At 74.7% G+C, this 16,370-nt stretch carries 14 protein-coding genes; 3 read left to right on the forward strand and 11 right to left on the reverse strand.

Annotated features, from left to right (window positions below):
* Positions 1–10 precede the first annotated feature (10 nt).
* The 6 genes from P8A18_RS01750 to P8A18_RS01775 are packed head-to-tail and all read right to left on the reverse strand — an operon-like array spanning position 11 to position 6,583.
* Positions 11–622: a GAF domain-containing protein gene (locus P8A18_RS01750; RefSeq protein WP_306051082.1), complete on the reverse strand. Its 612-nt coding sequence runs from the start codon at positions 620–622 to the stop codon at positions 11–13.
* On the reverse strand, positions 619–1,479 hold the full coding sequence (locus P8A18_RS01755) for a S8 family peptidase (RefSeq protein WP_306051084.1): 861 nt from the start codon (positions 1,477–1,479) through the stop codon (positions 619–621). The genes P8A18_RS01750 and P8A18_RS01755 overlap by 4 nt, the downstream gene beginning before the upstream one ends.
* Positions 1,476–4,634: an AAA family ATPase gene (locus P8A18_RS01760; protein WP_306051086.1), complete on the reverse strand. Its 3,159-nt coding sequence runs from the start codon at positions 4,632–4,634 to the stop codon at positions 1,476–1,478. The genes P8A18_RS01755 and P8A18_RS01760 overlap by 4 nt, the downstream gene beginning before the upstream one ends.
* A complete protein-coding gene (locus P8A18_RS01765; RefSeq protein WP_306051088.1) occupies positions 4,634–4,843 on the reverse strand; it encodes an aroma-sacti cluster domain-containing protein in 210 nt (69 codons plus the stop codon). The genes P8A18_RS01760 and P8A18_RS01765 overlap by 1 nt, the downstream gene beginning before the upstream one ends.
* Entirely contained in the window at positions 4,836–5,543 is a 708-nt protein-coding gene (locus P8A18_RS01770; RefSeq protein ID WP_306051090.1) for an iron-containing redox enzyme family protein, read from the reverse strand. Before P8A18_RS01770 ends, P8A18_RS01765 begins: the two co-directional genes overlap by 8 nt.
* Positions 5,540–6,583 carry a radical SAM/SPASM domain-containing protein gene (locus tag P8A18_RS01775; RefSeq protein WP_306051092.1) on the reverse strand — a complete coding sequence of 348 codons (1,044 nt, stop codon included), beginning with the start codon at positions 6,581–6,583 and terminating at the stop codon, positions 5,540–5,542. Before P8A18_RS01775 ends, P8A18_RS01770 begins: the two co-directional genes overlap by 4 nt.
* A gap of 395 nt (positions 6,584–6,978) precedes the next feature.
* Between P8A18_RS01775 and P8A18_RS01780 the strand changes: the two genes are divergently transcribed.
* Positions 6,979–8,847 carry an AfsR/SARP family transcriptional regulator gene (locus P8A18_RS01780; RefSeq protein ID WP_306051094.1) on the forward strand — a complete coding sequence of 623 codons (1,869 nt, stop codon included), beginning with the start codon at positions 6,979–6,981 and terminating at the stop codon, positions 8,845–8,847.
* Between the two features lie 119 nt (positions 8,848–8,966).
* Here the strand turns inward: P8A18_RS01780 and P8A18_RS01785 are convergent, their stop codons facing one another.
* On the reverse strand, positions 8,967–10,031 hold the full coding sequence (locus P8A18_RS01785) for a LuxR C-terminal-related transcriptional regulator (protein ID WP_306051096.1): 1,065 nt from the start codon (positions 10,029–10,031) through the stop codon (positions 8,967–8,969).
* Between the two features lie 101 nt (positions 10,032–10,132).
* Here P8A18_RS01785 and P8A18_RS01790 point away from each other — a divergent pair, with 101 nt between their 5' ends.
* Positions 10,133–10,321, forward strand: a complete 189-nt coding sequence (locus tag P8A18_RS01790; protein WP_306051098.1) for a hypothetical protein — start codon at positions 10,133–10,135, stop codon at positions 10,319–10,321.
* 29 nt (positions 10,322–10,350) lie between these two features.
* On the opposite strand, the gene P8A18_RS01795 is transcribed toward P8A18_RS01790, so the two are convergent.
* Positions 10,351–12,312, reverse strand: a complete 1,962-nt coding sequence (locus tag P8A18_RS01795) for an acyl-CoA dehydrogenase family protein (protein ID WP_306051100.1) — start codon at positions 12,310–12,312, stop codon at positions 10,351–10,353.
* 76 nt (positions 12,313–12,388) lie between these two features.
* Positions 12,389–13,120 carry an SDR family oxidoreductase gene (locus P8A18_RS01800; protein WP_306051102.1) on the reverse strand — a complete coding sequence of 244 codons (732 nt, stop codon included), beginning with the start codon at positions 13,118–13,120 and terminating at the stop codon, positions 12,389–12,391.
* Positions 13,121–13,215: 95 nt separating this feature from the next.
* On the opposite strand from P8A18_RS01800, the gene P8A18_RS01805 reads away from it, so the two are divergent.
* Complete coding sequence (locus P8A18_RS01805; protein WP_306051103.1) at positions 13,216–14,085, forward strand: LysR family transcriptional regulator; 870 nt, start codon at positions 13,216–13,218, stop codon at positions 14,083–14,085.
* 129 nt (positions 14,086–14,214) lie between these two features.
* Here the strand turns inward: P8A18_RS01805 and P8A18_RS01810 are convergent, their stop codons facing one another.
* Positions 14,215–14,694, reverse strand: coding sequence for an NUDIX hydrolase (locus P8A18_RS01810; protein WP_306051105.1), 480 nt, complete (start codon positions 14,692–14,694; stop codon positions 14,215–14,217).
* A gap of 29 nt (positions 14,695–14,723) precedes the next feature.
* On the reverse strand, positions 14,724–16,319 hold the full coding sequence (lnt, locus tag P8A18_RS01815) for an apolipoprotein N-acyltransferase (protein ID WP_306051107.1): 1,596 nt from the start codon (positions 16,317–16,319) through the stop codon (positions 14,724–14,726).
* Positions 16,320–16,370: the final 51 nt, after the last annotated feature.

Here is a 16,370-nt window from a genome sequence, read left to right on the forward strand (position 1 = left end):
CGCTCCCGGCTCAGCCCCCGTGCGGGGCCTGCGGCGGAAGGCCGTCGAGCAGGACGTCGCGCAGGGCGGTCACCAGTTCCAGGCTCCGCGTCCGGACCGCCGTGGGTGTCTCCTCCTCGCGCCGCTCGGTGACGACGGCGAGGGCCGCCGCCGCCTGTCGGGCGAAGAGGGCGAGCAGGTCGAGTTCGGAGAGACTGGAGCGGGACTGCTCGACCGGGTCGAGGACTTCGAGCACGCCGAGCACCCGGTCGTGGTGGGCGAGCGGCGCGGCCATCAGCGCGTCCGGGACGTAGCCGGTCGACCGGGCGACATCGCGGGCGAACATGCCCTGCTGCTTCAGGTCGTCCGCGACCATCGGCTCGCCGGAGACGAGCACCCAGCCCGCGAGCCCCCGGCCGGCCGGGAACCGGGAGCCCACGAGGGCCTCCTCGCCCTCCCCGGCCACCGCCTGGAAGACCAGCTCGTCGGCGTCCCGGTCGTGCAGCAGGACGGAGCTGGCCGCGGCGCCGAAGATGGCACGCGCGGTCTCGACGACGGACTGCAGCAGATCGTGTTCGGCGCTGCCCGACCGTGTCGCGGGGCCCGCGCCGGTTGCGGGGACGAGGCCGTGGGACTGGCTCATGATTCACCTCGGGTTCCTGGATCGCCGATGCGTACGTTCGCGGCGGAGAGGTACAGCGCGTGCTTGATCTGGAACGGGGTCAGCTTGGGGCGGCTGCCGAGCAGCCGCGCGCACAGCCCGCTGATGAACGGGGTGGCGAAGCTGTTGCCCGTGGTGCGGATGGTCTTGCCGCCCGTCCAGGCCACCCGCACGTTCTGGCCGGGCGCGAAGAACTCGACGGGCGGTGCGGGGTTGTAGAGGAAGAGCCCGGGGTCGTCCTCGCGGTGCGTGCCGACCGAGATCACCGAGGAGAACCGCCAGGGGAAGCTCTCCACGGGCGTGTTGTGGGCCGATGCGACCAGCGTGGTGCCGGTGAAGAACGCCTGGTCGGCCAGGGAGCGCAGGGTCTCCAGGAACTGCGGGCGGGTCGTGGACAGGCTCAGGTTGACCACGTCGAAGCCCTGGTCGACGGCCCAGCGCAACCCGGTGAGCAGGGCGTCGCCGGTACCGGTGAAGCCCTGGCCGAGCACGCGCACGCTGTACAGGGAGCATTCCGGGGCCACCCGCCGCACGATCCCGGCGCACGCCGTGCCGTGCCCGCATCCGTCTCCGGCTCCGTCGGGCAGCGGGCCGCTGTCGATGACGCGCGGGGTCCCGTCCGCGCCGGCCCTCACCTCGTACGAGCCGTCGACCGGGCCGACCCCGGGGTGCCCGCACTCCACCCCGGTGTCGACGACGCAGACGCGTACGCCTGCCCCGTCCGACCACTGCGAGGGGTCGGCCGAGAGGGCCGGCACCATGTCGGCGAGCATCGTGAGATCGTCGGGCGTGCGGTCGCGCAGGCTCCAGGTGAGCCCTTCCGCCGTCTTGGTGGTCATACGGTCCTGCCTTCCCGCCCGGCCGGGTCGGTGTCCCGGGCCGCGGCCGCGCTGTCGTCGGCGAACGCGGCCGCGCGGTCCGCGCCGAGCCGGTGTCCCTTGGCGGCGAAGTGCCGCAGCGCCGTGCGCGCCTCCCGGGCCGCCTCGCCGGGCAGCGCCAGGGTGCGCAGGGTGTGCGCGAGGTCGAGGGCGGCCGTGCCGCGCACGACCGGTGAGTCGGTGTCACCCGCGGCGGCGGTCGCCCGCCGCGCGCGGGTACGGGCAGCGGCCGGTTCCCCGGCGAGTGCGAGAGCGCGGGCCCGCAGCCCGAGGGCGTCGGCGGACTCCGCCGGGGGCAGCCCGGCCTCCAGCGGGTCGGGCAGGGCCAGCGCCTGGGCCGGCTCGCCGCGCTCCAGCAGCAGGCGGGCCCGTTCGCGGGCGATGCCGGGCAGCGCACCCGTGGCGTCGAGTTCCCGGCCGGCGCGGGCCGCCTCGTCCAGCAGGGCGAGTCTGCGCTCGGGGGTGCCCGTCAGCGCCTCGACCTCGGCGGCGAACAGCGGGACGAACAACGCGCTCTCCGCGTAGCCGAGGCCGTGGGCGATCCCCGCCGCCTCGGCCAGCAGGGCCCGGGCCTCGTCGGGGCGGCCGTGGAGGGCCAGGAGCACGGCCAGCGGGCAGGCCAGGGTGGCGCGCACCGTCGGCCGGCCGGCGCCGTGGGCGGCGAGGAGCTGTTCGCAGCGCTCGACGGCGCGGGCGACCGGGGTCGGGCCCCGCCACAGGGAGATCCCGAACGCGCCGAGCGCGAGGGCCCGTTCGGGCTCGGCGTCGACGCGGTCCGCGTGGTCGAGGGCGCGGCTGAGCAGCGCCTCGGCCTGGGCGTGCCGGCCGCGCCGCTGGCGGTCCTGGGCCATGCGCACGCAGGCGCGGGCGATGCCCTGGTCGTCGCCCGCCGCCGTGAACGGGCCGAGCGCGGCCTCGGCGACGTCGGCGGCCGAACCGTGCCGGGGGTCGAGCGCGGTCAGCGCGAGCCGGGCGTGGGCGGCGCCCAGCACGTCACCGGCCCGCTCGGCGGTGCCGAGCGCCCCGGCGAGGAGTTCCCGGCCGCGCACCGCGTCGCCGCGGGCCGCCTTCGTCTCGCCGAGCCGGCGGGCGGCCTCGGCGGCGACGGGTTCGCCGGGGACGGCCAGGTCGAGGGCCTGGGTCAGGAGGTCGTCGGCCCAGGCCAGGTCGGAGCGGGCCAGGGCGGCCGCGCCGGCCCGGGTGAGCAGTCCCGCGGCGCGGGCCCGCAGTACGTCGGTGTCCTCGTCGTACGTGCCGAGTTCGGTCAGGAGCCGGTGGGCGCGCGCCAGGTGGGTGCCGACGGCGGCGTCCCCCGCCGCCCGCCCGGTCAGGACCCGGGCGGCGTGCTCGTGCCGCCGGGCGCGCACCTTCTTGGCCATCCCCCGGTACGCGGTCTCCTGGACGAGGGCGCTGCCGAACCGGAGCACGGCGCTCGCGGCCCGGCTGCGGTCGCCGGTCTCGATGAGCCGCCGCCGCAGCAGTCCGCGCAGCAGGCCGGTGGCGGAGTCGGCGGTTCGGGCTTCCTCGGCGGCGGCCAGCCCGGTCAGGTCGGCGCGGTGGAACTCGCGGCCCAGGACGGCGGCGAGTTGCAGCAGTGTCCGCTCCTCGGGCGGCAGCGCGTCGATGCGGGCGCCGAGCAGGGCGTGCACGGTGAGCGGCAGGTCGTCGCATTCGGCGGCCACGGCCGTCAGGTGTTCCAGGTAGAGCGGGTTGCCCTCGGCGCGGTCGAGCGCGCTCTCCAGCACGCCCTGGCGGTGGGCGGCGACCTCGACGAGTTCGCCGGCCAGGGCCGCGGCCTCCTGGCGCGTGAGCGGGGTGAGCATGAGGGAGGCGGAGCGCATCCGGCCGCTGCCCCACCCCGGATGGGTCTCCAGGAGTTCGGGGCGTGCGGCGCACACCAGGGCGACGGCGGAGCGGTCGAGTTCGTCCAGCAGCCGGTCCGCGAGGTCGAGCAGCGGCGCGGACGCCCAGTGGCAGTCGTCCAGGACGAGCACCACGGGCCGTTCCCGCGAGAGCGCGTCCAGCAGGCAGGCCAGCGCCATGAGCGTGTCGTCGGTGGAGGGGCTGGGGGTGCCGTCCGCGAGCAGTCCGCCGCGCAGGAGGCGCAGCGCCTGGTCCGCCTCGGTCCGCTCCGGGGCCGGCAGCCGGGCGAGCCCGGCGTCCTCCCCGACGGCCAGGAGCACCTGGCGTACCGCCTCGGCGAGCGGTGCGAGGGTCCCGGTCTCGCCGTACGGGCGGCATCTGCCTTCTCCGTACGCCGGGCGGTCCCGCAGCCATTCGCGCAGCAGCCGGGTCTTGCCGAGGCCCGCCTCGCCGTAGACGGTGACCAGGTGCGAGCGGGGGTCGGTGGCCAGTTTGCGGAGCAGCAGCCGGAGTTCGGCGAGTTCCTGTTCGCGGCCGATGAAGGGGGTGTCGAAGCGCCGGACCCGTTCCGGGTCGTCCTCGTGGAGTGCGATCAGACGGTGGGCGGGTACGGGGGCCGCGACGCCCTTGAGGGCGAGCGCCCCGGCCGGTTCGGTGACCGCCGAGGGTCCGGCGGCGCGGAGGGTGGCGGGGCCGATGAGGATCTCGCCCGTGCCGGCGTGCTGTTCGAGGCGGGCGGCGATGTTGACGACTTCGCCGGAGACCAGGGCCTGCCGGGCCGTCGGGTCGGCGTTCACCACGACCTCGCCGGTGTTCACGCCGATGCGGACGGCGAGCCGCACTCCGTGCCTGCGGTCCAGGTCGGCGTTGAGCCCGTCGAGGCCGGTGACCATGGAGCGGGCGGCGGCCAGGGCCCGGTGGGCGTCGTCCTCGTGGCGGGCGGGGACGCCGAAGACCGCCATCACGGCGTCGCCGATGAACTTCTCCACCGTGCCGCCGTGTTCCTCGATGCGGGTCCGCATCAGCGCGAAGTACCGCAGGGTCACGGTGCGCAGCGTCTCCGGGTCGAGCCGTCCGGACAGGGCCGTGGAGCCGACGAGGTCGCAGAAGACGACGGTGACCACCCGGCGTTCCTCGGCCACGCCGGAACCGGCCGCCGGGACGCAGGCGGTCCCGCACCGGGGGCAGAAGGCGGCGCCGTCCGGTGGCGGTTCGGGGCAGTCGGGGCACTTCGTCCGTGTGGCGGCGGCCATCAGAAGAGCGCTCCGCCGGCGATCTCGCTGTGCGCCTGCACCTCCGGCTCGGCCGCGTCCAGCCGCTCCTTCAGGCCCAGCAGCAGGGTCAGTTCCTCCGCGCTGAGGTCCCGCAGCACGTCCCGCTGCTCGGGCGGGAGGCTGTGCAGCGGGAACCCGGCGTCCTCCAGTGCGCGCAGGCGGTCGTGGTCGTCCGCAGGGTCAGTCATGGGTGCTCCCCGATGTGTGTGGTCCCGTGGCGATGCGGTCGAACAGCTCGGCGAGTGCGGTGACGGTGTGCAGCGCGCTGACGGCGATCAGGGAGCGCTGCCGCGGGCTCAGCGGCAGGCGGCCGATGAGCCGGTCCAGGTCCGCGCTGTGCCCGTCGTCGAGGTCGGCGTGCAGGCGTACGGTCTCGAAGGCGGCGGGCGGCAGCCCGGTCTCCCTCGCGAGCCGGGCGGCCAGGCCGGGGGCCGGTGCGTTGCCCTCCAGTACGGCGATGTAGCCGAGCAGGGCCACCGGGTGGCTGTGCTCGATCCAGTAGTACTGGGCCCCGACGAGGGAGGCGACCCGGGCGGGCGGGACGGCGGCGGTCAGCTCGCCGGGCGGTGCCCCGCAGACGGCGGCGTCCGTGAGCAGCCAGTCGTCGTGTCCGCGTTCCTCCTCGGCGTGCGCCCGCAAGTACCGGGCGAGCGGCGGTGCCACCGGGTCGTGCGGCAGCGCCTCGCAGTGTCCGGCGGCCCGTTCCATGAGGGGGACGGAGGCGCGGATGACCTGGTGCATGGTGTGCAGGTAGTGGCGGTAGCGGGCGGGGAGCCCGGGGCCGGAGCGCCACATGCGGGCGGCGGCCGACCGTAACACCGGCTGGACCAGGGAGAGTTCCAGCCGCAGCAGCGCGGCGGGCGACGAGGTGGCGCCGGTGCTTCTCACGCGGGTGCCTCCTCGCCGTCCCGGCCGCCGAGCAGCACGAGCGGTGCGTACCGCCCGGTGCCGTACCGGCGCAGCAGCGTCTCGGCCCCCGCGTCGCGCTGGAGCCGGGCGCCGAGCACGTCCATCGCGCCGGCGGCGGGGCTGGACCCGGCGGCCCGTGCCGCCGCCAGCGCGCGGGGCCGCCGTGCCAGGGACCGGCAGTCCGCGCAGGAGCCGGCGCCGGCGGTCCGCAGGGTGCGCAGCACGGGCGACTCCTGGCAGCGGCGCCGTATGTCCGCCCAGTCGTCGACGGCGATGTGCCCGAGCCGCAGGTGCGGCGGTGCGGGGCGGGCGTCCACCACGCGCTGGTTGCAGCAGGCGGTGACGGTCCCGTCGAAGGCCACGGTCGGCCAGGCCGCCATGGCGCACGGGGCGGGGCGCTGCCCGGCTCCGCCCGGCGGGCGCGCGGCCGCCCAGTGCGCGGCGCGTCCGGCCGGGCGTACGTGGTTGACGAGGACGGCCGCGCGGTCCCGGAACTCGGCCCGGATGGCGGCGGTGACGTCCGCGAGATAGGGGTCGTCGGGTGAAAGGCCCACGACATGGAAGCTCGCGTCGATTCCTTTTTCCATGATGTGGTGCACCGCGCGGAATACCGCCGCGCGCGGCACCTCGCGTTCGTGGAACACGTCGATGCTGGCGGAGAAATGGTCGATGTGGCGCAGCGCGCGCATGATGCGGGCCGGTATCCGTCCGTCGGCCGCGAAGAACATGCCGCTGAGGACGGCCGTCCGGGTCCCGGCCGTCGCGGCGAGTCCGGCGATGCCGTCCACGAGCCGGGGCCGCAGCAGGGGTTCACCGCCCGTGAGCATGAGGACCTGCGGGCGGTCGCCGGGGGTGAAGCCGCCGACGAACCGGCGCAGCGCGTCGGCGGGGGTGTCCTCGCCCCGGGGACCGGACGAGGTGGAGCAGTGGGCGCAGCTCAGCGGGCAGCGTCTGGTGAGGGTGGCGAGCAGCCCGGCGGCGGGCACCGGACGCAGTTCGATGATCTCCGCCAGTCGCATCGCGTCACCTCCTCGGTCACCTGGACATGCGGCGCCAGCGTGCGCGGCGCCGGTTCGGCAGTGGTTGGGGTCCGGTTCGGAGCCGGTACGGGAGCGTGGCCGTCCGCCCACGCGGCCGGGCGGCTGTTTCGCCCCGCTATGAGGCTTGTCCACCCTTCGTCCCGGCGGGTGTGTTGCTGCATGCACCTTGAGCCATCCTCAAGCCCATGGCCGCGCCCCCGGCTTGTGACCATGCTGTGAAGAACGGCGGGAATTCCATCGAATTCCCGCCGTATTCACGGCTCCTCGCGGATTCGCTCACCCCCCCGACCGCTCCCCGGAGGCTTTCGTGCACGCCATTGTTCTCTGCTCCCCGAACTCCGACGACACCGGCTGGGGAAGGGGTTGAGGAAAAGATGACGGATATCTTTACGGAAACTCGCCCCGGGGAGGCGGAGTCCGGGGCGGCGGGAGAACGCGCCGGCGCGCGTCTGCGGGTCGACCTGCTCGGCCCGCTGTGCGCCACCCGTGACGGACTTCCGCTGCCGCTCGGCCCGCTGAAGCAGCGTCTGGTCCTGGCGGTCCTGCTGACCCGGCCGAACGCGCCGGTCTCCCTGGAGGAACTGACCGACGCCGTCTGGCCGGACGATCCGCCGCGCACGGCCCGCAAGAACCTCCAGGTGTACGTGTCGACCCTGCGGCGGGTCCTGGACCCCGACGATCTGGGCCGGCTGCACCACGGCCCCGGCGGTTACGTCCTGCACCTGGGCGCCGACGAGTGCGACAGCCTGCGCTTCGAGGAACTGGCCAGGTGCGGTGACGCCGAGGTGCGTGCGGGCGCCCCGAGCCGCGCCGCCCGGTTCTACCGCCAGGCACTCGACCTGTGGCGGCATGAGCCCTTCAGCGATCTCGCGGGCCGCGCCGATGTGCTGCGCGCCGCCGTCGCACGCCGCCATGTGCGCCGGCTCGCGGTGTACGAGGCGTGGGCGGAGGCGCAGTTGGAGACGGGTGACGCGGCCGCGGTCGCCGACACCGTGGACGAGATGGTCGCCCGCCACCCGCTGCGGGAGCGGCTGCGCGCCGCCCAGATCACCGCGCTGCACCGGGTCGGCCGCCGCACGGAGTCGCTGGCCGCGTACGACGACTGCCGGCAGCAGCTCTCCCGCGAGCTGGGGCTGGAGCCCGGCACGGCGGTGCGGGGCGCCTACCGCGCCGTGCTCGCGGACGCCGCCCCGCCCCGGCCGAGCGGCGGTGCCACCGGGCCCCGGCTGCTGCCGCCCGGCCTCGCCGACTTCACCGGGCGGGCGCGGGAGGCGGAGGCGGTCGCCGCGCGGCTGGGCGGCGAGGGCGGTCCGCCGGTACTGCTCACCGGACCGGCCGGCGTCGGCAAGACGGCTCTGGCGGTGCACGTGGCGCACCGCCTCGCCGCCCACTACCCGGACGGCGTGGTCGCCACCCGGCTCTGCGCCGAGGACGGCTCCGTACGCCCGTGGGCCTCGGTGCTGGCGGAGCTGGCCCGCGCCCTGGGCTGTACGGAGCGCCTGCCGGCCGGCCGGGAGGAGGCCGCGACCGCCTGGCGGTCCTGGCTGTCCGGACGCCGGATCCTGCTGGTCCTGGACGACGCTCCGGACGCCGCGGCCCTCGGCCCGCTGCTGCCGCCCTCGGGGCCCACCGCCGCGCTGGTCACCTCCCGGAGCCGGCTGCCCGGTCTGGAGGCCGCGCACCGGACGGAGCTCCCGCCGCTCTCCCCCGACGAGGCCCTGGGCCTGCTCGGCGGGATCATCGGCCGGACCCGGGCGGCCGCCGAACCGGCCGCCGCCGCACGTATCGTCGCCGCCACCGGGCTGCTTCCGTTCGCCCTGCGCGCGGCCGGCAACCGCCTCTGCGTGCTGCGCCACATGCCGCTCGGCCAGTACGCGGACCGGCTGGAGCACCCGGCGGAGGCCCTGGACGAGCTGGCGTCCGGCGGTGTCGGGGTCCGTACCCGGCTCGCCGGCACCTGGGCCCGGCTGCCCCTGCCCGCCCGCGACACCCTCGACGCCCTGGCGGCGCTGCCGGGCCCGGCCTTCTCCCTCCCCACCGCGGCCCGCGCCCTGGGCGTGGAGGGACGGGCCGCGCAACGGGCCCTGGAGAACCTGATCGACGTCGGCGTCCTGCCCCCGCCGCCCTGCCCCGAGGTGACCGCGCACGCCGCGTCGGCCGAGGAGTCCGTACGGTACGAACTCCCCTGGCTGACCCTGCTGTTCGCCCGGGAGCAGGCGAGCGGGAGGGACACGCGGTGCTAGGGCCTGTCCGGCGGATCTTCGCGGGCCCACGAAGATCCGCCGCACAGGCCCCAGGCCGTGTCCGGAAGATCTCGGGGCGGGATCCCTCCGGCGCGGCGCCGGGGGCGCCGCCGGGGCGCTCAGGCGGTTCCCGGGGCCGTGGCGGCCGGGCCGGAGGACTGCACGCGGGCGAGGTATCCGGCCTGGAAGCGGCTGGCCGCGCCCAGTTGCTCCATGATCTCGGCTATGTGCTTGCGGCAGGTGCGCAGCGACATCCCCAGCCGACGGGCCACCATCTCGTCCTTCATGCCCTCGGCCAGCAGCCGCACGATGGCCTGCTTCACCTCGTCGCGCGCCGAACTCTCCGTCCACGCCGGCTGGTAGGGCTCCGCCAGCGACCAGGCGTGGTCGAAGGTCGTGCACAGGTACGCCACCGTGGACGGGTCGTGGATGACGATGGCCGCGTCCAGGTCGTCCTGGTGCGGAATGAACACCGTCTCCCCGTCGAAGGCGACCATCCTGCCGAACAGTTCGCTCAGCGTCCGGATCTCGGCCCCCTCGGCGGTCATCCGCCGCGCGTACTCCTGGGTGGGCAGGTGGTAGCGGGCCGTGTGCTGGTACAGCGTGCGCATCCGCACTCCTCTGCGCAGCATGTCCCGGTCCCGGACGAAGGCCTGCTCCAGGAGGGCCGGGGAGCGGCCCCCGCCGGGGTGGCAGGTGCGCACTTCGCGCCGGCATCGCATGGTCGCCTCGGTGATCATGCCGACGACGGTCTTCAGGTCCGTGACCTCCGTCAGCGCCGGCCGCCCCTGCCATCTTCGCCGGCCCTCCGTGTAGAGCGGGGTCAGGAGCGCCAGCTCGCCGCGGAGCTGGTCGATCTCGGCGAGCTGCCGGCGCAGCCCCGCCTCCTTCGGTGCGATGAGCGCGGCGATGGCCGCGTCCGGGGCCACCGGCACCAGCCGGTCGGGGTCCTCGGGCACATGCCTCAGCAGCAGGAGGTCGGTCAGGGTCCGCACCGCCGATGCCGCGCAGTTCTCCGGCAGGCCCAGCGTCGCGCCCACGGTGCGCACGTCGCACGAGCCCTGGTCGCTCACCCAGCGGAACACCCGGACGGCGTCCTCGGACAGCTGTGCCTTCGGCGCTGTGCCCGCCGTCTGCTCGCGCGGGCCCGCCGACCGGCCGTCGCCCTCACCGATGCCGCCCACCCGACCCCCTCGTCAGCTTCCGATGGCTCCGCCCGGCCCGTACAGATGTCTATTGTTCAGATGCGCGGTGGATATTCCCAGACCCCCTGGAAGGAAACACCGTGGAACGGACCAAAGGGACACTCGCCCTGCTCCTCGGCCGTGTGGCCCTCCTTCTCGGCGGCCGGGCCCGTCGCCGCCGGCCCCCGCCCGGCGGCGACGGCAGTACGGCCCGCGACATCCTCAACCAGCCCCCGCGCCCGCTGCGGGGCGACGACGGCCCTCCGGCGGTGCGCACCCCGCGCTGGTGAACGGCCGGCGGGCCGCTGCCCGCTTCGGCTCAGCCCACCAGGTCCGGTGCGCGCAGCATCTCGGACGGAATGCCCCAGGCGTCGACCAGGTCGACGGCGAGGGGCCGGACCTTGCGGCAGAGGTCGTTCACCTCGCGGCTGATCGCCTTGGAGCGCTGGACGGTCAGGCGGCCGTGTTCCATGAACCACGCGCGGTCCGCCTCGATCGTGGACAGGGCGAACAGGTCGCACAGCAGGCCCAGCGCCGTCCTGTTGCCGCCCTCGGGGAGTTCGCGCACCTTCTCGGTGAACGCCTCCAGCACCAGCCGTTCGACGTGCGCGCGGGCGAGTGCGATCACATGGTCCTGCACCTGGGAGAAGACGGCTCCCGGGTCGCGCCGGTCGTCGATTCCGCGCTTGAGCCGGCGGGCGACACCGGCGAGCATGTGCTCCTCGCGGAAGCGGACCATCGCGAGCTGGTACTCCGGGTCGAGCAGACCGGCTTCGCGGTCCCACTCGTCGCCGCCGGGCAGCAGGTCGCGTACCCGCTCGAACAGCTTGTGGGCCGATGTCTTCTCCAGCACCGTCTCGACGGCGAGCGAGGCGACATGACGGACCGTACCCAGCTGGTCCAGGTCCTCGAACTCGCTCGCGTAGTGGGTGAGCAGCCCCTTCGCCACGAGCTGGAGCAGGACGTGGTTGTCCCCCTCGAAGGTGGTGAAGATGTCGCTGTCGGCCTTGAGGGCGGCGAACCGGTTGACGCTGAGGTAGCCGGCCCCGCCGCACGCCTCGCGGCACTCCTGGACGGCCCGGGTGGCGTGCCAGGTGGCGAGCGCCTTGGTGCCGGCGGCCCGTGACTCCAGCAGGCGCCGGGCGTGCGCGTCGTCCTCGGTGCCGGAGAAGACGTCGTGCAGCTGGGTGCGCACGACGTCCTGCGCGAAGTGCAGCGCGTACGTACGCGCGAGGAGGGGCAGCAGCCGGCGCTGGTGCAGCCCGTAATCGAGGAGCAGTTGCTCGTCCGCAGACGGGGCCGCGGCGAACTGCCGGCGCCGCACGGCGTACTTCGTGGCGATGGTCAGGGCCACCTTGGCGGCGCCGACCCCGGCCCCCGCGACACTGACGCGGCCCTGCACCAGCGTGCCGAGCATGGTGAAGAAGCGCCGGCCGGGGTTCTCGATCGGACTCTCGTAGACGCCGTCGGGGGTGACGTCGGCGAACCGGTTGAGCAGCGCCTCACGCCGCACCCGCACACCGTCGAACCGGATACGGCCGTTGTCCACTCCGTTGAGGCCCATCTTGCGGCCGTCGTCCTCGATCCGGACACCGGGCACCACCTCGCCCCCGTCCCGGACCGGCACGACGAACGCGTGCACCCCCTCGCCCTTCCCGCCCACCTCCAGCTGGGCGAAGACGACGGCCAGCTCCGCGTGGCGGGCCGCGTTGCCGATGTAGTCCTTGCCCGCCCCCTCGCCCCGGGTGGTGATGACGAACTCCTGGGCGGCGGCGTCGTACGTCGCGACGGTGCCGAGCGCCTGCACGTTGGAGCCGTGCCCGGTCTCGGTCATCGCGAAGCAGCCCATCAGACGCCCGGTGATCAGGTCCGGCAGATAGGCGTCGTGATGGCGCCGGGTGCCCAGGTGGAGGATCGCGCCGCCGAAGAGCCCGAACTGCACACCGACCTTCACCAGCACGGACAGGTCCCCGAAGGCCAGCGTCTCGAACGCGGCGACCGAGGCTCCGATGTCGCCGCCCCCGCCGAACTCGCCCGGGAAGCCCATCCCGGTCTGCCCGGTCGCGGCCATCTCGACCACGATGTCGCGCACCCGTTCGCGATACGCGTCGATGCCGAGCTCCTCGGCCTCCTCCAGGACGGAGGCGTACGCCGTCAGATTGGTCCGGACGAGGTCGCGGATCCCGGCGTACTCGCCGTCGAGCACCTCGGTCAGGGCCCGTACGTCGATCTCGGGCTGTACGTAACCGCTCTCGGCAGGGGATGCGTTGTCAGTGACCATGCCACTTCGCTACCCCGCACAAGGAAGGTCAAGCAGCCGGTGGTCCGGGCGGGTGAGGACCACCGGGCGCCTCGCTTCACCAGGGCACGACGCCCGCGTCCTCGAAGAACCCGCCGGTCGGGCCGTCGTCGGGCAGGGTCGCCAGCTCGATGGCGATCGCCGCGCCCTGTTCGGGGGTGCGCACCCCGCGGAATCCGTTGAGGTCGGTCGCGACGAAGCCGGGGCAGCCCAGGTTGATCAGGATGTCCGTGTCCCTCAGCTCCCGGGCGTACTGCACGGTGACCGCGTTCAGGAAGGTCTTCGACGGCGCGTACGCGGCGGCCACCGGGCCCGTCGTCGTCTCCGTGGCGGTTCCCGACTGCCGGGTGAGTGAGCCGACGCTGCTGGACATGTTCACGATCCGGGGCGAGGCGGAGCGGCGCAGCAGGGGCAGCATCGCGTTGGTGACGCGGACGATGCCGATCACGTTGGTCTCCACGACGGTCCGGATGTCGGCGGGATCGACCCGGGTGGGCTCCTGCGGCAGCCCGCCGGTGATGCCGGCGTTGTTGACCAGCACGTCGAGGCGCCCGGCCCGTTCCTCGATCAGTTGCGCGGCGGCGGTCACGCTCGCGTCGTCCGTCACGTCCAGGGGTACGCCGAACGCGTCCGCCCCGGCCGCGCGCAGCCGCTCCACCGCAGCCTCCCGGCGCCCGTCGTCCCGGGCGCCGACGCCGACGCTCCAGCCGAGGGCGCCCAGGCCCGCGGCGATCTCGTAGCCGATTCCCTTGTTCGCGCCGGTGACCAGCGCAGTCGTTCGTTCGCTCATGGAAACCATGCTGCCTCCGGACCCGGCCACGGGTCCAAGACCGATCCGATGGCCATCGATACCGGCAGAGTATCGATCGGGGGTAGCGTGGCCGCATGGAGACGCGGGAACTGCGGTACTTCGTGGCCGTCGCCGAGGAGTTGCACTTCGGGCGCGCGGCACAGCGGCTCGGGATCGCGCAGCCGCCCCTGTCGCGGGCCGTCCAGCAGCTCGAACGGCGGCTCGGCGCGGCGCTGCTGGACCGGACCAGCCGGACCGTCACGCTCACCGAGGCCGGCTCGGTGCTGCTGACCGAGGGCCGGGCGGCCCTCGACGCGATCGCCGCCGCCGAGCGCCGGACCCGCCGTGCCGCCCCTTCCGCGACCGGCGGGGCCGGTCTGGTCCTGGTGACGAAGGCCAGCGCGTCCCGCGAGCTGCTGGCGAGACTGCTCGACGCGTACGCCGCCGAGGAGGGCGCGGTCCCCGTCGAAGTGATCCTGTGCGGTCCGGCCGAGCAGGAGCGGTTCCTGCGCGAGGGCCGGGCCGATGTGGCGCTGCTGCACCGGCCGTTCGACTCGACGGCCGGGTTCCACACCGAGGACCTCCGCACGGAGGGCCAGGTGGCTGTCCTGCCGGCCGGGCATCCGCTCACCGCCCGCGCCCAGGTGCGCCTGGCCGACATCACGGGCCTGCCGGGCCTGCCGCTGCCGCGCTGGCCCGCCCCCGACGGCACGTACCCGCCCGGCCCAGGCCCGCAGGTCCGCGACCACGCACAGCTGCTGCAACTCGTCGCGCTCGGCCGGGCCTGCGCGGTCTCACCGGAGTCGTGCCGGGCCCAGCTGCCCGACGACCTCGCCGCCGTGCCCGTGCTGGACGCCCCGGCGGTCACCACCGTCATCGCCTGGCCCCCGCACAGCCGGTCCAGGCCCGTCGCCGACCTCGTCCGGACCGCGACACGTCTCCCGTGGTCCGAGGCATCGCGCTGACCGGCACGCGCGGTTCCGGGCACCTGCCGCCGGCCGTCACGGCCGGGCTGTTCTTCCACGGGCCGTCCGGCCGTCCGTGGGAAACCCGGAGCCGGGCGGACCGTACGCGGCCCGCCCGGCTCCTCGTGTTCACTGCGGGACGGTGGCCTCGAACCAGGTGGGTCCGTCGGTCAGCGCCTGCTTGATCCGCAGCAGCGAGAACTCGGCCAGCTCCGGCAGCGCGTCCACGTGGAACCAGCCGACGTCCAGCGACTCGTCGTCGTTGACCCGGGCCGTGCCGCCGGTGGCGCGGCAGCGGAAGGTGATGTCCAGGAACTGGCAGCGGTCCCCGTTCGCGTACTGAAGGGCCGGCAGTGCCTGGGTGAGGACGACCCGCTCCGCGACACAGTGCACGGCGGTCTCCTCGTGCACCTCGCGCTCCGCCGTCTGCGCGGGCTGCTCCCCGGGCTCCGAGATGCCGCCGATCACGGACCACTTGCCGGTGTCGGCGCGCCGCCCCAGCAGCACTCTTCCCTCGTCGTCGAAGACGACGGCGGTGACGCCGGGCAGCAGGAGCAGCTGCTGCCCGGCGGTGGCACGGATCTCGCGGATGAAGTCAGGAATTGCCATATACCGACCCTACGCGGCGCGCGGTCCGCTCAGCGCACGCGCCGGGCGCGCACCACCCGCGCCCCCGCCCAGCCGAGTCCGCCGAGCGCGAGGAGCACCAGCACGCCCTCGGGCAGCGGGCCCATCCGGGTCGCGGGGGTCAGCGAGGAGCGCAGCGGCACCTCCTCCACCAGGGCGTCCGGGGTGAACATCTTCGTCTTCCGCACGACCGTGCCGTCCGGGCGGATCACGGCGCTGACCCCGCTGGTGACGGGGACGACGACGGACCGGCTGTGCTCGACGGCGCGCACCCGGGACATCGCCAGCTGCTGGTAGGTCATCTCGCTGCGGCCGAAGGTGGCGTTGTTGCTGGGGACGGCGATCAGCTGGGCGCCGTGCTCGACGGTGTCGCGTACGGCGTCGTCGAACGCGGCCTCGTAGCAGGTGACGAGCCCGGCGTAGGTGCCCGCCAGGTCGAAGACGCCCACCTTCTCGCCCGGTCCGAAGTCGCGCTGCACCCGGTCGACGTCCGAGCTGAACAGGCGTACGAAGGAGCGCATCGGCATGTACTCGCCGAACGGCTGGATGTGCCGCTTGTCGTAGGTGTCGACCGGGCCCTTGTCCGGGTCCCACTGGATGAGGGTGTTGCGCAGGCCGCCCGTGTCGGGTTCGACGACCGCGCCGATCACGGTCGGCACCCCGATCGCCCTCACCGCGTCGTCGATGACGATCCGCGCGTCCGGGTTGCGGTAGGGGTCGAGGTCGGAGGAGTTCTCCGGCCACAGGACGAAGTCCGGCTGCGGGACCTTGCCGGCCTTCACGTCCCGGGCGAGCTGCTCCGTGCGGTTGGCGTGGTTGTCGAGCACGGCGCGGCGCTGGGAGTTGAAGTCGAGGCCGAGCCGGGGCACGTTGCCCTGGATCGCGGCGACGGTGGCCGTGCCGTCCTCGGCCGCGTCGTCGACCAGCGGCAGCGCCGCGAAGGCACCGGCCAGCGGTACGAGGACGGTCGCCGCCGCCGCGGCGGCGGCGAGGCGGGGCAGCTCCCCGGTGGCCCGGTGGCGGGCGAAGCGGCGTACCGCCTCGAACAGACCGAAGCCGCAGAGCACCACGGCGAAGGAGAGCAGCGGGGTGCCGCCGAGCGCGGCGAGCGGCAGGAACACGCTGTCCGCCTGCCCGAAGGCGATCTTCCCCCAGGGGAAGCCGCCGAACGGCACCCGGGCGCGGACCGCCTCGTCCAGTGTCCAGACGGCGGCCGCCCACAGCGGGCCGCCGGGAAGCCGGGAGACGGCGGAGATCCCGAGGCAGCCGGCCGCGATGAACAGCGCCTCGGCCGCGGCGAGCGCCAGCCACGGCACCGGGCCGACCTCCTCGCCGGTCCAGTGCAGCAGCGGCAGCATGAACCCGAGCCCGGCGAGCAGCCCGAGCCCGAACGCGGCGCGTGCCCTGCGCTCGAACAGAACCCAGCCGAGGAGCGCGAAACCGGGCAGAACCAGCCACCACAGCGGCCGGGGCGGGAAGCTCGCGTAGAGCATCAGCCCGGAGAGCACGGCGGCCCCGGGCCGTACGAGGCGTGACAGCAGGCGGCCTGTTCGGGGGGCGGCGGCGGGCTTCTGCGGTTCGCCGACCTGGGCGATGGTGGTGCTCACCCGGCGGAGTCTACGGTGACGGACGGGCCACCGGGGAGTCCCGTCCCTATG

The sequence above is a fragment of the Streptomyces sp. Mut1 genome, from assembly GCF_030719295.1.
Taxonomy (GTDB): domain Bacteria; phylum Actinomycetota; class Actinomycetes; order Streptomycetales; family Streptomycetaceae; genus Streptomyces; species Streptomyces castrisilvae.

Coding starts and splice junctions, on each gene's coding strand:
- P8A18_RS01780 (WP_306051094.1), top strand. CDS start 6,979: ATGACGGATATCTTTACGGAAACTCGCCCCGGGGAGGCGGAGTCCGGG.
- P8A18_RS01805 (WP_306051103.1), top strand. CDS start 13,216: ATGGAGACGCGGGAACTGCGGTACTTCGTGGCCGTCGCCGAGGAGTTG.
- P8A18_RS01810 (WP_306051105.1), bottom strand. CDS start 14,694: ATGGCAATTCCTGACTTCATCCGCGAGATCCGTGCCACCGCCGGGCAG.
- P8A18_RS01795 (WP_306051100.1), bottom strand. CDS start 12,312: ATGGTCACTGACAACGCATCCCCTGCCGAGAGCGGTTACGTACAGCCC.
- P8A18_RS01800 (WP_306051102.1), bottom strand. CDS start 13,120: ATGAGCGAACGAACGACTGCGCTGGTCACCGGCGCGAACAAGGGAATC.
- P8A18_RS01765 (WP_306051088.1), bottom strand. CDS start 4,843: ATGACTGACCCTGCGGACGACCACGACCGCCTGCGCGCACTGGAGGAC.
- P8A18_RS01750 (WP_306051082.1), bottom strand. CDS start 622: ATGAGCCAGTCCCACGGCCTCGTCCCCGCAACCGGCGCGGGCCCCGCG.
- P8A18_RS01775 (WP_306051092.1), bottom strand. CDS start 6,583: ATGCGACTGGCGGAGATCATCGAACTGCGTCCGGTGCCCGCCGCCGGG.
- P8A18_RS01760 (WP_306051086.1), bottom strand. CDS start 4,634: ATGGCCGCCGCCACACGGACGAAGTGCCCCGACTGCCCCGAACCGCCA.
- P8A18_RS01755 (WP_306051084.1), bottom strand. CDS start 1,479: ATGACCACCAAGACGGCGGAAGGGCTCACCTGGAGCCTGCGCGACCGC.